This is a genomic window from Cupriavidus sp. FW305-27 (assembly GCF_058787995.1).
This window is the reverse complement of the sequence record NZ_JBYTAG010000060.1, coordinates 1-14,183: the sequence shown is the minus strand read 5'-3', so window position 1 is coordinate 14,183 and position 14,183 is coordinate 1. Positions and strand designations below refer to the sequence as shown.

The 14,183-nt window shown below is 67.4% G+C and carries 14 protein-coding genes; 8 read left to right on the top strand and 6 right to left on the bottom strand.

Annotation, left to right across the window (positions count from 1 at the left end; translation table 11 throughout):
* Positions 1–10: 10 nt before the first annotated feature.
* Positions 11–268 carry a hypothetical protein gene (locus AC3WRI_RS24985; RefSeq protein ID WP_010809829.1) on the bottom strand — a complete coding sequence of 86 codons (258 nt, stop codon included), beginning with the start codon at positions 266–268 and terminating at the stop codon, positions 11–13.
* Positions 269–746: 478 nt separating this feature from the next.
* On the opposite strand from AC3WRI_RS24985, the gene AC3WRI_RS24980 reads away from it, so the two are divergent.
* The 5 genes from AC3WRI_RS24980 (at position 747) to AC3WRI_RS24960 (ending at position 5,354) form a co-directional block, all read left to right on the top strand.
* A complete protein-coding gene (locus AC3WRI_RS24980) occupies positions 747–1,409 on the top strand; it encodes a 3-oxoacid CoA-transferase subunit A (protein WP_010809830.1) in 663 nt (220 codons plus the stop codon).
* A gap of 24 nt (positions 1,410–1,433) precedes the next feature.
* Positions 1,434–2,075, top strand: a complete 642-nt coding sequence (locus AC3WRI_RS24975) for a 3-oxoacid CoA-transferase subunit B (protein WP_010809831.1) — start codon at positions 1,434–1,436, stop codon at positions 2,073–2,075.
* Positions 2,076–2,115: 40 nt separating this feature from the next.
* Entirely contained in the window at positions 2,116–3,318 is a 1,203-nt protein-coding gene (gene pcaF, locus AC3WRI_RS24970; RefSeq protein ID WP_010809832.1) for a 3-oxoadipyl-CoA thiolase, read from the top strand.
* Positions 3,319–3,408: 90 nt separating this feature from the next.
* Positions 3,409–4,140 (top strand): SDR family NAD(P)-dependent oxidoreductase, encoded by a 732-nt coding sequence (locus AC3WRI_RS24965; protein ID WP_010809833.1) that lies wholly within the window; start codon positions 3,409–3,411, stop codon positions 4,138–4,140.
* 206 nt (positions 4,141–4,346) lie between these two features.
* Complete coding sequence (locus tag AC3WRI_RS24960) at positions 4,347–5,354, top strand: Bug family tripartite tricarboxylate transporter substrate binding protein (RefSeq protein WP_010809834.1); 1,008 nt, start codon at positions 4,347–4,349, stop codon at positions 5,352–5,354.
* 84 nt (positions 5,355–5,438) lie between these two features.
* Here the strand turns inward: AC3WRI_RS24960 and tcuB are convergent, their stop codons facing one another.
* From tcuB to AC3WRI_RS24945, 3 genes are all read right to left on the bottom strand, one after another.
* Positions 5,439–6,638, bottom strand: coding sequence for a tricarballylate utilization 4Fe-4S protein TcuB (tcuB, locus tag AC3WRI_RS24955; RefSeq protein ID WP_439669592.1), 1,200 nt, complete (start codon positions 6,636–6,638; stop codon positions 5,439–5,441).
* Positions 6,625–8,034 carry an FAD-dependent tricarballylate dehydrogenase TcuA gene (gene tcuA, locus AC3WRI_RS24950; protein ID WP_011616411.1) on the bottom strand — a complete coding sequence of 470 codons (1,410 nt, stop codon included), beginning with the start codon at positions 8,032–8,034 and terminating at the stop codon, positions 6,625–6,627. The genes tcuB and tcuA overlap by 14 nt, the downstream gene beginning before the upstream one ends.
* 111 nt (positions 8,035–8,145) lie before the next feature.
* Entirely contained in the window at positions 8,146–9,072 is a 927-nt protein-coding gene (locus AC3WRI_RS24945; protein ID WP_011616412.1) for a LysR family transcriptional regulator, read from the bottom strand.
* Positions 9,073–9,271: 199 nt separating this feature from the next.
* Between AC3WRI_RS24945 and AC3WRI_RS24940 the strand changes: the two genes are divergently transcribed.
* The gene (locus AC3WRI_RS24940; protein WP_011616413.1) at positions 9,272–10,258 is read left to right on the top strand and encodes a Bug family tripartite tricarboxylate transporter substrate binding protein; all 987 of its coding nucleotides are present in this window, start codon (positions 9,272–9,274) and stop codon (positions 10,256–10,258) included.
* Between the two features lie 152 nt (positions 10,259–10,410).
* Positions 10,411–11,589: an FIST signal transduction protein gene (locus AC3WRI_RS24935; RefSeq protein WP_011616414.1), complete on the top strand. Its 1,179-nt coding sequence runs from the start codon at positions 10,411–10,413 to the stop codon at positions 11,587–11,589.
* Here AC3WRI_RS24935 and AC3WRI_RS24930 read toward each other — a convergent pair.
* Positions 11,576–12,640: a phytoene/squalene synthase family protein gene (locus AC3WRI_RS24930; RefSeq protein WP_454750014.1), complete on the bottom strand. Its 1,065-nt coding sequence runs from the start codon at positions 12,638–12,640 to the stop codon at positions 11,576–11,578. The genes AC3WRI_RS24935 and AC3WRI_RS24930 overlap by 14 nt on opposite strands.
* 111 nt (positions 12,641–12,751) lie before the next feature.
* Positions 12,752–13,408, bottom strand: coding sequence for a dienelactone hydrolase family protein (locus tag AC3WRI_RS24925; protein ID WP_010809841.1), 657 nt, complete (start codon positions 13,406–13,408; stop codon positions 12,752–12,754).
* 158 nt (positions 13,409–13,566) lie between these two features.
* On the opposite strand from AC3WRI_RS24925, the gene AC3WRI_RS24920 reads away from it, so the two are divergent.
* Positions 13,567–14,052 (top strand): SixA phosphatase family protein, encoded by a 486-nt coding sequence (locus tag AC3WRI_RS24920; RefSeq protein WP_037024330.1) that lies wholly within the window; start codon positions 13,567–13,569, stop codon positions 14,050–14,052.
* Positions 14,053–14,183: the final 131 nt, after the last annotated feature.

The window sequence follows — 14,183 nt, the reverse complement described above, 5'->3', positions numbered from 1 at the left end:
GGTTTCCCCGTCAGCCGACGAATACCTGGCGGCAACGAATCGCCATCACTTGCGCTTCAAATGCGCGGGCGGCTGCCCGGGCCAGGCGCACGCGGCGCGACAGCGGGTGCGGGCGGGATGGCATGTTGGCGCCAGCCGGGGCAGGCGCGGGCGATTGCAGTTGATCCTTGCTGGGTTTCAGTCCCCACGCCTGCTGCGTGACATGCAGGATGCGCGCAAGCGTCACTGCATGGGGCGTGGATGAAAACGGGACATGGACGGTGGCCATGACGGGCTCCTCGTTCTTTGTTGCCAGGCTGCCCTGCTCAGCCGGGTGGTCCGGTGGCTGCTGTGCGGGTATTGCCTTGCCTGATTCCACAATAGCCCGTGCGACCCCCCGGGCCATATCGAGTGCGAGCCGATTGTGATGTCGGCCCCGTCCTACACACGGGGTGTGCCCGTCACCCGCGCGCGCTAATCGCACAATCTGGTTAGCCGACCGCCCGGTCGGCTTGACCGTCGCCGACGCGCAGGTGTAATCTGTTCATTCTGCGAATTCAAGTTCGTATATCGAACAAATCGGTTAACGAACAACCGGTCACACCCAAAGACTCACGCAGACTGCTGGACTCGTTCAAATGGGTAGCGCCCCGCGCAGCCCGCCGCGACGAAACTCCTTCCGGCAGGATTACCGGAGACAGCCTTTCATGCGCCGCGTCTTGCGGCCCGCTCCGGTAGCCTGGCGGATCTTCCGACCTGGAACGCAAGTGATCAACAAGCTATACGACTCGGTGGAAGCGGCGGTGGCCGGCATCCACGACGGCGCCACCATCCTGATTGGCGGCTTCGGCCTCGCAGGCATGCCCGCGGAACTGATCGACGCGCTGATCGAGCAAGGCGCGCGCGACCTGACCATCGTCAACAACAACGCCGGCAACGGCGACACCGGGCTGGCCGCGCTGCTCAAGACCAAGCGCGTGCGCAAGATCATCTGCTCGTTCCCGCGCCAGGCGGATTCCTACGTCTTCGATTCGCTCTACCACGCGGGCGAGATCGAGCTGGAACTGGTGCCCCAGGGCAACCTGGCCGAGCGCATCCGCGCCGCCGGTGCCGGCATCGGCGGCTTCTTCACGCGCACCGCCTACGGCACGCCGCTGGCCGAGGGCAAGGAAACGCGCATCATCGACGGCCAGGGCTATGTGTTCGAGACCCCGATCCACGCCGACTTCGCGCTGATCAAGGCCGACACCGCCGACCGCTGGGGCAACCTTACCTATCGCAAGACTGCGCGCAATTTCGGCCCGATCATGGCGATGGCCGCCAAATGCGCCATCGTGCAAGTCAGCCACGTGGTGGAGCTGGGCGAGATGGACCCCGAACACATCGTGACGCCGGGCCTCTTCGTCAAGCGCGTCGTCAAGGTCGCCTGAGCGACAGGTAACAGGAGAATCCAGATGCAACGCCTGACCCGCGATCAGATGGCCGCCCGCGTGGCCAAAGACATTCCCGACGGTGCCGTGGTCAACCTCGGCATCGGCCTGCCGACACTGGTCGGCAACCACCTGCCCGCAGACAAGGAAATCCTGCTGCACAGCGAGAACGGCCTGCTTGGCATGGGCCCCGCGCCCGCGCCCGGCGAGGAAGACGGCGACCTGATCAATGCCGGCAAGCAGCCGGTGACGGTCAAGCCGGGCGGCTCGTTCTTCCATCACGCCGATTCGTTCGCGATGATGCGTGGCGGCCACCTGGACTTCTGCGTGCTGGGTGCGTTCCAGGTCTCAGAGAAGGGCGACCTGGCCAACTGGCACACCGGCGCGCCCGGCGCCATCCCCGCCGTGGGCGGGGCGATGGACCTGGCCATCGGCGCCAAGCAGGTGTTCGTGATGATGGAGCACCAGACCAAGCAGGGCGAGAGCAAGATCGTGCCGCAGTGCACCTATCCGCTGACCGGCATCGGCTGCGTGACCCGCATCTACACTGACCTTGCGACCATCGACGTGACCGCCGACGGGCTGGTCGCGCGCGACCTGGTCGAAGGGCTGAGCTTCGATGAACTGCAGCGCATTACCGGCGTTCCCCTGAAGCTGGCCGCCTGAGCGCCGGCATCACCACACACCAAAACGAGAGAGACACACCATGACCGAAGCCTTTATCTGCGACGCCATCCGCACCCCCATCGGCCGCTACGGCGGCAGCCTGTCCGCGGTGCGCCCGGACGACCTCGGCGCGGTGCCGCTGAAGGCGCTGATGGCCCGCAATCCGAACCTGGACTGGAAGGCCATCGATGACGTGATCTACGGCAACGCCAACCAGGCCGGCGAAGACAACCGCAACGTGGCACGCATGTCGGCGCTGCTGGCGGGCCTGCCGCAAGAGGTGCCGGGCGCCACCATCAACCGCCTGTGCGGCTCCGGCATGGACGCTACCGGCACCGCCGCGCGCGCCATCAAGGCCGGCGAAGCCACCCTGATGATCGCCGGCGGCGTGGAAAGCATGAGCCGCGCCCCGTTCGTGATGGGCAAGGCCACCAGCGCGTTCTCGCGCGATGCGCAGATCTTCGACACCACCATCGGCTGGCGCTTTATCAACCCGGCCATGCGCGCGGCCTACGGCGTGGACTCGATGCCCGAGACCGCCGAGAACGTCGCCACCGACTACAAGATCAGCCGCGAAGACCAGGACCTGATGGCGCTGCGCAGCCAGGAAAAGGCCTCGCGCGCGCAGGCCGACGGCACGCTGGCGCAGGAAATAACCCCGGTCACCATCGCCCAGAAGAAGGGCGACCCGATCGTGGTCGAGCGCGACGAGCACCCGCGCGCCACCAGCATGGAAGCGCTGGCCAAGCTGCGCGGCGTGGTCCGTCCTGACGGCACCGTGACCGCTGGCAATGCCTCGGGCGTGAACGACGGCGCCTGCGCGCTGCTGCTGGCCAGCGAAGCCGGCCTCAAGCAGCACGGCCTGACCCCGCGCGCCCGCATCGTCGGCATGGCCACCGCCGGCGTGGCGCCGCGCGTGATGGGCATCGGCCCGGCACCGGCGTCGCAGAAGCTGCTCAGGCAGCTGGGCATGACCATGGACCAGATCGACGTGATCGAGCTGAACGAAGCGTTCGCCGCGCAAGGCCTGGCCGTGCTGCGTGAACTGGGCGTGGCCGACGACGACAAGCGCGTCAACCCGAACGGCGGCGCGATCGCGCTGGGCCACCCGCTGGGCATGAGCGGCGCGCGCCTGGTGACCACCGCGATGTACCAGCTGCATCGCACCGGTGGGCGCTTTGCGCTGTGCACGATGTGCATTGGCGTGGGCCAGGGTATTGCGATGGTGATCGAGCGGGTCTAAGTCAAGCCAGTTGGAAAGCTGAGGGTGTACTCCCTCTCCCGCAAGCGGGAGAGGGAGCGAGTTAGCGGTAGTTCTTGGAGTGAGCAAGAGATGTCCCTTCCCGTAGCCACGCTCGTGACCGGCGGCAGTTCCGGTATCGGCCGCGCCATCTGTGAAATGCTGCTGGCCGATGGCGTGACCCAGGTGGTCAATATCGACTATGCCGAACCGGCCTGGTCGCACCCGAACCTGACTTTCTTCCAGGCCGACCTGACCGATGCCGAGGCGACCCGCGCCGTGGCCGCGCAGGTGACCTCGCGCTTCGCCGTCACGCGCCTGGTGAACAACGCCGGCGCCACGCGCCCCGGCACCGCCGACACCGCCACCGTCGCCGACCTGGACTACGTGACCGCCCTGCACCTGCAGGCCACGCTGCTGCTGACGCAGGCGTGCCTGCCCGCGATGCGTGCCGCCGGCTTTGGCCGCATCGTCAACATGGCCTCGCGCGCCGCGCTGGGCAAGGCCGAGCGCGTGGTGTACTCCGCCACCAAGGCCGGCCTGATCGGCATGACCCGCACGCTCGCGATGGAGCTGGGCGGCGACGGCGTCACTGTCAACGCCGTGGCCCCGGGCCCGATCGCCACCGAGCTGTTCCGCAAGAGCAACCCCGAAGGCGCCGAACAGACCCGGCGCATCCTGGCCAGCATCACGGTCAAGCGCATGGGTACGCCGGAAGACGTTGCGCGTGCCGCGCTGTTCTTCCTGTCGCCAGACAACGGCTTCGTCACCGGCCAGGTGCTGTACGTGTGCGGCGGCACCACGCTGGGCGTTGCGCCGGTGTAAGCAGCGCGCGTCCCAGGCATCCGCATTCAAGCATTCAACAAGAAGAGACGTTAACCAAGCGTCACGCATGGCGGCCCGTGGCCGGGCCGCCCACCGGATGCGCGCATGTGCGCGCCATCCGTTCGGGAACGGCAATCACGCCATTCAGCACAACCTCCCGCGGTACCCAATCACCGCCGGAACGATATAGCACCGGAGCATTACCGATGAGACAAGATTCCCAGACCTCCACCACGCGCCGCCGCCTGCTTGCCGCTGGCGTGGCGCTGGCCACCACCATCGCCGGCTTTGCCGGTGCGGCCCATGCGCAGGGCGGCTACCCGACCAAGCCGATCACCATGATCGTGCCGTTCTCGGCTGGCGGCACCACCGACATCCTGGCCCGCATCGTCGGCCTGCAGCTGGGCAAGGCGCTCGGCCAGCCGGTGGTGATCGACAACCGTCCGGGCGCGGGCGGCAATATCGGCGCCTCGCTGGCGGCCAAGGCGCCTGGCGATGGCTACACGCTGTTCATGGGCACCATCGGCACGCACGCGATCAACCAGTCGCTGTACTCCAAGCTGCCGTATGACCCGGTCAAGGACTTCGCACCGATCACGCGCGTGGCCATGGTGCCGAACCTGGTGGTGGTGAATCCCAAGGTGCCGGTCAACAACGTCAAGGAACTGATCACCTACGTCAAGGCCAACCCGGACAAGCTGTCGTACGGCTCGTCGGGCAGCGGTTCGTCGATGCACCTGTCGGGCGAGCTGTTCAACTCCATGACCGGCCTGCATATCCAGCACATCCCGTACAAGGGCAGCGCCCCGGCCGTGAACGACCTGCTGGGCAACCAGATCGGCCTGATGTTCGACAACATGCCGTCGTCGTACCCGCACGTGAAGGCCGGCAAGTTGCGCGCCATCGCCGTGACTTCGGCCAAGCGCTCGCCGGCGCTGCCCAACGTGCCGACCGTGGCCGAATCGGGCGTGCCGGGCTATGAGGCCACCTCGTGGTTTGCGCTGTACGCCACCGGCGGCACGCCGCAGCCCATCGTCGACCGCCTCAACGCCGAAGTGGTGAAGATCCTGGCCATGCCGGAAGTGAAGAAGCAGATGGCCGACCAGGGTGCCGAACCCAACCCGGAAAAGCCGGCCCAGCTGGCCGCGTTCATGAAGTCGGAGACGGCCAAGTGGGCGAAGGTGGTGAAGGCTTCGGGCGCTACGGTGGATTGATTCACATACAGGCTGCGCCAAAGAAAAGCCGGTCCCTGTCGGGGACCGGCTTTTTGTTTATGCGTGGGCGGGGACGGCTGCCACTCAATCGCTGCCAAGCTGCAGCTTGTTTTTCTGCCGCTTTTCGATCGCAGATTTGAGCAGCGCCGCACTGCGATAGATGCCGTGTGCGAACTTGCCATACGGCAGCGTCGCAAACAACGCCATCACCACGCCAAGGTGGACCGCCAGCAGCAGCGGCATCGCCGCCGTGCCGCGCCCGGCCAGCAACCCCAGTCCGGTGGCGCTGGTCAGCAGCAGCAGCGCGATGAAGCCGCGGTCCATCGGGCGCTGCCGGGCATCCCCATGCATCGGGTGCCGGCGCAGGTTCAGCCACAGCAAGCCGGCCGGGCCCACCAGCAGGCCCACGCCGCCGGCGGTGCCCAGCAGCACCGGCAGGCTCGTGACCGGATAGGGCGCATGCCAGCCCAGCAGATAGTGGTAGCCGGTCGCCACCGCTGTCGACGCAAAGCACAGCATGAAACCGTAGAACGTGAAATGGTGGAAGCGCCGCCGCGCCAGTGTGAAGCGGTCGCTGGCCTCGTTGCAGCCATCGCCGTGGCCGCCATCGAGGTAGGTCAGTGCCAGCACGTTCCGGGCCGCCTCTGCCACGGCCGGTGCCGACGCTGTGCCGGCAGAGACATCACGCCAGAAGCGGCGCACGCCCAGGCCAAGCGCAAGCACGGCAAAGCCGAACACACTGCCGAACAATGCCGCCAGCGTGTTGTGCGGGAATACCGCGTAGAAATTGCCGCCCTCATGCGTCTGCCACAGCGCGCCGCCCAGCGTGGCGGCGAGTACCAGGAACAACGCCAGCCCGAAGGCCAGCGCCACCGACACCGTCAGCCCGTTGCGCTGGTACAGCTTGCCCAGCGGCGCGGGCCATGCATATTCGCTATAGGTTTCCAGCCGCACCTTTGCCATGGCCTGCGGCACATTGACGCCGAAATCATGCGGCGGCGCGTACTGGCAGGCGTGGTAGCAGGCGCCGCAGTTGTGGCACAGGTTGGCCAGGTAGTTGACGTCGGCCTTGCCGAACTCCAGCCGGCGGGTCATGGCCGGGAACACCGCGCAGAAGCCTTCGCAGTAGCGGCAGGCATTGCAGATCTGCATCTGCCGGGCAACTTCGGCCTCATTGTCGGTCAGCGGCAGCACGCGGATGACGCGGGACTGCGGCGCCGGGGCGGCAGCGTCCTGCCCGGCCAGTTGCGCGGCCTCGCGCGTCAGGGCTTCAAGCTTCTGCATGGATGGCTCCCGTGTTGATGCCCGCCGCCAATGCAGCCTGCGTGCCCGCGATGCGCCCGAAGGCCGTGCCGATCGACATGCCGACACCGGCCGTGTATCCCTTGCCGAGCACGTTGCCGGCCATCATTTCTCCTGCCACGAACAGATTCCCGCTTGGCTTGCCGCCAAAGTGCATCTGGGCGCGGTCGTTGACCTTGAGCCCCAGGTAAGTGAAGGTGATGCCCGGCCGCAGCGCGTAGCCATAGAACGGCGCCTGGTCGAGCGGCCTGGCCCAATGCGTCTTGGCTGGTGCCAGGCCTTCGGTGTGGCAGTCGTCCAGCGCGGTATGGTCGAAGCTGCCGACGCGGCACGCCGCGTTGTAGTCCTGCACCGTGCGCACGAACTGCGCTTCCGGCAGCCCGAGCTTGCGCGCGAGCTCAGGCAGCGTGTCGGCCTTCTCGCCGGGAAACACCGGCGGCATGAAGCGGCCGATGGCCTTGCTGTCGATGATCGAATAGCCGATCTGCCCGGGCTGCTGCGCCACCAGCCGGCCCCAGATGGCGTAGCGCTTGGGCCAGAAGTCCTCGCCCTCGTCGTAGAAGCGCACGGCGTCGCGATTGACCACGACGCCCAGCGACACGCAATCGATGCGCGTGCAGATGCCGCCGTCGTACAGCGGCGCGCGCGCGTCGATGGCGACACAGTGCGATTGCGACGGGTCGCCGATGGCATCGGCGCCCGCGTCGATCATGTAACGCAGCAGCACGCCCTGGTTGAAGCGCGTGCCGCGGATCAGGAAGTTGTCGGCGGGCCATTCTCCACGTTCATTCCGGCCCCAGGCTTCGCGCAGCCATTCGCGGTTGGATTCGAAGCCGCCCGCGGCCAGCACGCAGGCGCGCGCGGTGAAGCGCTGGCTGCCGCTGCGCGCGGCGACGAAGCGGTCGCCATCCAGCTCGATCGCATCCACCGGGGTTTCATAGCGGACCTGCACCCCCATCGCTTCGGCGCTGCGGTAGTACGCGTTGACCAGAGCCTTGCCGCCACCCATGAAGAAGGCGTTGGTGCGCGCCACGTGCAGCGCACCCGACAGCGGCGGCTGGAAGCGCACGCCATGCCTGCGCATCCACGGCCGGCAGGTCGATGACGCGCGGATCACCAGCCGCGCCAGGTGTTCGTCGGTGATGCCGCCGGTGACCTTGAGCAGGTCCTGCCAGTACTCTTCCTCGGGATAGGCATCGACCAGCACGTCCTGCGGCGCGTCGTGCATGCAGCGCAGGTTGCGCGTGTGCTGGGAGTTGCCGCCGCGCCAGGCGCGCGGCGCGGATTCGAGCAGCAGCACCGAGGCCCCGGCTTCGCGCGCCATCAGCGCCGCGCACAGGGCCGCGTTGCCGCCGCCAATTACCAATACGTCGACCATGGGGATTGTCTCCTTGCTGGCGCCATCTTGGCGCGCAAGGCGGGCGGGCGCCAGCAGGGGCGCGGCAAGGGGGCTTCAGCTTTCGTGAAGCCCGGCCGGGGCACAGCCGGCTCAGCGCGGGCGCAACGTGGCGCCGGGCCAGCGCCCCTCGCGCACCAGCGTGGTGGCGACGTCGGCCAGCACCACGCGCGCGGCCAGGCCCGCCGGCGACAGTTCATCGTCGGACAGGCTGACCAGCAGGTTGGGCCGCGTGGCGCCGGCGTCGGTGACCAGTATGCTGCGGTAGGGCGTGCCGTGGCTGCGCGCCAGTGCCGCGCCCGGCTGGATGGTGGCGCCCAGGCCACCGCGCACGGCGTCCATCAGGATCGCCAGCCCGTCGATCTCCGCCACCACCTGGGGTTCGCGCTTCGCCTGGCGAAAGCACGCGGCGACCAGCGCGCGCAGCCCGTGCGAGCCGCTGGGCAGGATCAGCGGCAGCTTGCCAAGTGCCGCCACCGAGGTCTGCTCGCCGCGCGGCATGCCGGCCAGCCCCTCGGCGCCGATCACGAACAGCCGCTCATCGAGCAGCGGCAGCACGCTCCAGCGCTGCGCGGGCTCCTCGCTGAACAGCACCGCCAGGTCGATCTGGCGCGCGCTCAGCATCGTGCCGAGGTAGCCGGACAGGCTCTCCACCATGCGCAGTCGCACGTCGGGGTAGCGCTCGCGCATGGCCTGCATGAAGGGCAGCGCCAGCACCGCGGCGGTGCTGGGCGGCAGGCCCACGCTGACATGGCCCGACAGGCGCGCCTGCCGCGCGGCCAGCGCGGCATCGTCGATATGGCGCAGCGCCAGCTGGGCCTGGCGCCAGAAGGCCAGCCCGGCGTCGGTGGCGACCACGCCGGTGGAAGTGCGCTGCAGCAGCCGCGTCGACAGCTCGCTCTCCAGCCGGCTGATCTGCTGGCTCAGCGCGGACGTGACCACGCCCAGCTCCAGCGCCGCCTTGCCCATGCTGCCGTGCTCGATCACGCTGACGAAGTAGCGCAGTTGCCTCAGTTCCATGTCGCGTCCCCGCTGCCGCAATTTGCCCGCATGGTAGCGGAAAACCTGCCGCAGTTCACGAATCCTGAAGACCCGTTAACGCCCGCCCGATGGCGCGCTTGCCAGCGGCTGCGTAGAGTCGCACCGGTCAGAAACCGGCGGAAGCGACACTACGCAGCCGCCATTCCATAACAACATGACTTCCCGCAAAGGAGACTGCATGACAACCGTTTTGCGCATGCGCCGCGCCGTGATGGCCGGCCTCGCCGGTACCGCTGTGCTGGGCGCGCCCGCCGCGTTCGCCGCGGACAACTGGCCGGCCAAGCCGATCACCCTGGTAGTGCCCTTCGCCAGCGGCGGCACCACCGACATCCTCGCCCGCACCATCGGCCAGAAGCTGGGCGAGGCGCTGCAGCAGCCGGTGGTGGTGGATAACCGCCCCGGCGCCGGCGGCACCCTCGGCGCGGCCAACGTGGCGCGCGCGCCGGCCGACGGCTACACCTTCCTGCTGGCCACCGTCGCCCACACCATGGCGCCGGCCATCTACAAGAGCCTGCCCTACGAGTTCACGCGCGATCTCGATCCGGTGGGCCTGGTGGCGCTGACGCCCAATGTGCTGGTGGTCAATCCTGCGATCCCGGTGAAGTCCGTGTCCGACCTGGTCGCCTATATCAAGGCGCATCCCGGCAAGGTCAACTACGGCTCGGCCGGCATCGGCAGCACCGAGCACCTGTCCGGCGAGTTGTTCCGCGCGCTGACCGGCACCGACGTTGCGCATGTGCCGTATAAGGGCGGCGCGCCGATGATGACCGACCTGATCGCGGGCCAGATCCAGATGGCGATCGAAACCAGCCCGTCGGCGTCGCAGCACGTGCGCAGCGGCAAGGTCCGGGCGCTGGCGGTCACCACCGCGAAGCGTTCCGCCGCCTATCCCGGCGTGCCGACGCTGGCGGAGAGCGGCGTCAGGGGCTACGAAGTCACCACATGGTTCGCGCTGATGGCGCCGCGCGGCACGCCCGCGGCGATCGAGCAGCGCGTCTCGGCGGAGCTGGGCAAGCTGCTGAAGGCGCCGGAGGTGCAGAAGCGGTTTGACGAGCAGGGCGTGACCGCTGGTGACATGACGCCAACGCAGCTTGCTGCCTTTATCCGCGCCGAGACCGACAAGTGGGGCAAGGTGGCGCGGGAATCGGGGGCGAAGGCGGAGTAACGGCCTCGCTCACAAGGGCGGCGCTGGCGTTACAGGAGGAGATCGCGCGGGAGCGGCCGCGGCAGCCGACCGGCTGCCAGAACGGGGGCTGAACACCCCTTGCCGGCAACAGTCCAATGGATGTCGCCAGCCTGAATACGGAGGAACCCAAAATGCATGACCTTTCCTTCGTTCACGCTGACGCGGCCCACGTCGAATGGCAGGTCGCGCTGGCAGACTGCCAGCGCCAGCTGGACACGCAGGATTTCCTGCGCCAGGCGAAGGCAGACAACGCGCCGCCGCTCACGCTCGGCTGGTGCTACCTGAGCGACTACTACGCGCTGGCCGCCGAGGCCATCCTTGCCGCGCTGCAGCAGAACTGGCCCGGTGTGTCCTGGGTCGGCACGGTCGGCCTGGGCGTATCCGCCAGCGGCAAAGAGTATTTCGACGAGCCGGCCATGGTGCTGATGGCGGCGCCGTTTCCGCGCGACGCGTTCCAGCTGTTTTCGGGGCGCCAGCCCTTGCCGCCCGCGTCTTCCGGCTTCGTTCCGCATACCGCGCTGGTGCATGCCGAGGGCAGTACGCCCGATGTGCAGGACCTGTTGCATGAGCTGAGCGCGCGCACGGCCACCGGTTACCTGTTCGGCGGCTTGTCGTCGGCCCGCAACCGTACCTTGCATATTGCCGATGGCGTGTTTTCCGGTGGACTGTCGGGCGTGCTGTTCGGCCCCGAAATCGAACTGGTCTCCCGCGTCACGCAGGGCTGCCAGCCGATCGGGCCGGTGCGCGCCGTCACGCGCAGCAATCACAACCTCCTGTTCGAGCTGGACGGCAAGCCGGCCCTGGATTGCATCCTGAATGACCTCGGCGTCGAGCGCGATGCCCAGGTGGAAACCATGGCGGAGGCGCTGGCCGGAACGCTGGCCGGCCTGAATTCAGCCGCCGACGATGCCCCGGTGCTGCCCGGCAGGTTCGGCTCGGACACGCTGGTGCGCCACCTGATCGGCCTGGACGTGCAGCATCGCATGCTGGCGCTGGCCGACATGGTCGAGCCCGGCATGCGGCTGGCTTTCTGCATGCGCAATGCTGACGCGGCGCGCGCGGACCTGGTGCGCGTCGCCACCGAGATCCGTACGGAGATCGAACGCGGCGGCAGCCGCGCACGTGGCGCGCTCTACATCAGTTGCTCAGGCCGGGGCGGGCCGCATTTCGGCGCGCCGCATGCCGAGCTGCAGACCGTACGCCGCGCGCTTGGCGACCTCCCGCTGGCTGGCTTCTTTGCCGGCGGCGAGATCGCAAGGGATCACCTCTATGGCTATACGGGGGTGCTGACGGTATTCACCGGCCATTGAATCCGCGAATGACAGCATCGATGTTGCGCATCTGGCGCGCAAACCAGATGCGCAACAGGCTGTTCGACAGGACCATCGGCAGCGAATACGCAATGATCCGATACACCTTGCCGCGCTGCAGTCTGGACGCCTTTGCCGGGTCCAGCCAGTCGTCGTTGCGCACCAGCAGCAACAGCGTTTCCATGCCGATAAGGACGGGCCACAGGCAAGCCAGCCGCAGCCGGATAAAACGCGGGTGAATGGCAAGCGTGTACGCCATGGCCTCGCAAAAGTGGTCCAGCGTCTTGCGCACGAGCTCGAGCATCAAGGCCCGCGCGCGCGGCGAGGCGTCCGCAAGCAGCAGATCCTGCGGGCTCAGGCCATGCTGGTGCAGCATCGTCGCCGGAAGATAGCAGCGGCCGATGCGCAGGTCCTTGCCGCAGTCCCGCAGCACATTGGTCATCTGCAAGGCTTTGCCGAAGCGGACCCCGCGGCGCAGCATGGCGTCGGGCTTGCCGATCGCGCCAGGCATGTGCGCGGCGGTCATGCTGGTCCAGAACTCGCCCACGCATCCGGCGACCAGGTACGTATAACGGTCAAGCTCTTCCGGCTCGCGCAGTGCGACGATGCGGCCGGCGTTTTCATCGGGGAAGGTGCGCAGGTCAAATTCCATGCCCTCGCTCAGGGTCGATACGATCTGCCGTACCGCTTGCCGGTCGTCCGGCTCCAGCTGCGCCAGCACCGCCAGCGCAGGGCCCAGTGACTCGAGCAGGATGCGCTCGTCCGACTGTTGTTCCTGCCGGCCTGCCACCTCGGTTGCGATGCTGTCGGCCAGCGCCGTGTCTGCGGTTGCACCGTTGACCTGGTCGCGCAACGACAACAGCAGCGCCAGGCGCCGTTGTGGCGGGATCAGCGAGGTATCGGCAATCGTGTCGGCGGCACGCGCCAGCAGATAGGCCAGGCCGACCGGATCGCGCATCCGCTCGGGCAGCACGCGCAGCGTGAGATAGAACGAACGCGAGACGCCTTTGAGCAGCGGACCGAGGAGAAACGCCCGGCTGGGTTCGCGCATGGGTGGTGTCCTGTTCCCTGGGAGGTTGGCGAAAGTGACAATGCCCGGGTGGCCGTCAGGCCGGGCCCGGGCATTGTACCTTCGACGCCAGGGGCAGATTGCTGGCACTGTTCAGGGCGAGTCCTTGCCGAGATAGCGCTCGAACCACTGCGCCGCCAGGCGAGCGACCGATTCCAGTGCGCCGGGTTCCTCGAACAAATGCGAGGCGCCGGGCACGATCACCAGCTTCTTGGTGCATGTCAGCTGGGCATAGGCCGATTCATTGCGTTCCAGGACGCTCAGGTCCAGCCCGCCGATGATCAGCATGGTGGGCGCAAGCAGTTTCGCAAGGGCGTCGGGGCCCGCCAGGTCGACCCGGCCCCCCCGCGAAACGACGGCGTGTATCGGGATAGACGACTGGCATGCGGCACGGATCGACGCGGCGCCACCAACGCTGGCGCCGAAGTAGCCGAACCGCTGTGGCACGGCTTGCTGCCGCGCCACCCAGCTGGTTGCCTGCGCCAGCCGTGTCGCCAGGAGCTCGACGTCGAAGCGGATGGCCTGCACCTGGTCTTCATCCGGCAGCAGCAGGTCCATCAGCAGCGTTGCCATGCCGCAGCGATTGAGCTCCGCGGCCACATATCGATTGCGCGGGCTAAGCCGGGAACTGCCCGTGCCGTGCGCAAACAATACCAATGCGACCGCGCCGGGCGGCAACGTGAGTATGCCTTGCAGGTCCACGCCGCCGGCCGGGATCACAACCTCGATGGCTTCTGAATTGCTCGGCATGGCGCAGTCCTCCGACGGGTGGTGCGTAGACGTGCATCGCGTTGCAATCGCGCCCATCCAAGTCCACTATAGGGCGGGCGTGGCGGCGGGGCCAGTCGCCGTGTGCAGGTCTCCTGGCGCACGCAATCGACAACCATCCCTTTGGATCAGGAGGAAACATGAAGACCCTGTTTCTCGTCCGGCATGCCAAGTCAAGTAAAGATGATCCCTCCTTGCCCGACCGTGAGCGCCCCCTGAATGACCGTGGCCTGCAAGACGCCCCGGAAATGGGCAAGCGCCTGGCCGAGCGTAAGCTGAAGCCCGACCTGCTCCTGTCGAGTCCGGCCCTGCGTGCGCTGACGACAGCGCAACTGATCGCCGACGAGCTCGGCTATGCACGCAAGGACATCGCGCTCGATGACCAGCTGTACGCCACCAGCGCGGAGCAGTTGCTGGCCGTCGTTCGTGCGCTCGACAAGAAGCTCGATTGCGTGATGCTGTTCGGTCACAACCCCGAGTTCACCGACTTCGCGCATCGCTTGTCGGACGAGATTACCGACATGCCGACCTGCGCCGTCGCGAGATTCAGCTTCGACACCAAGGCGTGGGAGGATGTCGGCGAAATCACCCCGTCGAAAGTCACGCTGGAATCGCCGAAGAAGTAATCCGATGCCGGCCGCCTTCAGCGTGGCAGTGATATATCCGGCTTGACCATACGGGGCGAAGCGATAAGAATTTGTGATCGCAGGCGAAAGCCTGCCCTCACGCTTCTCTACGCTTGGTCCCACCCATGATC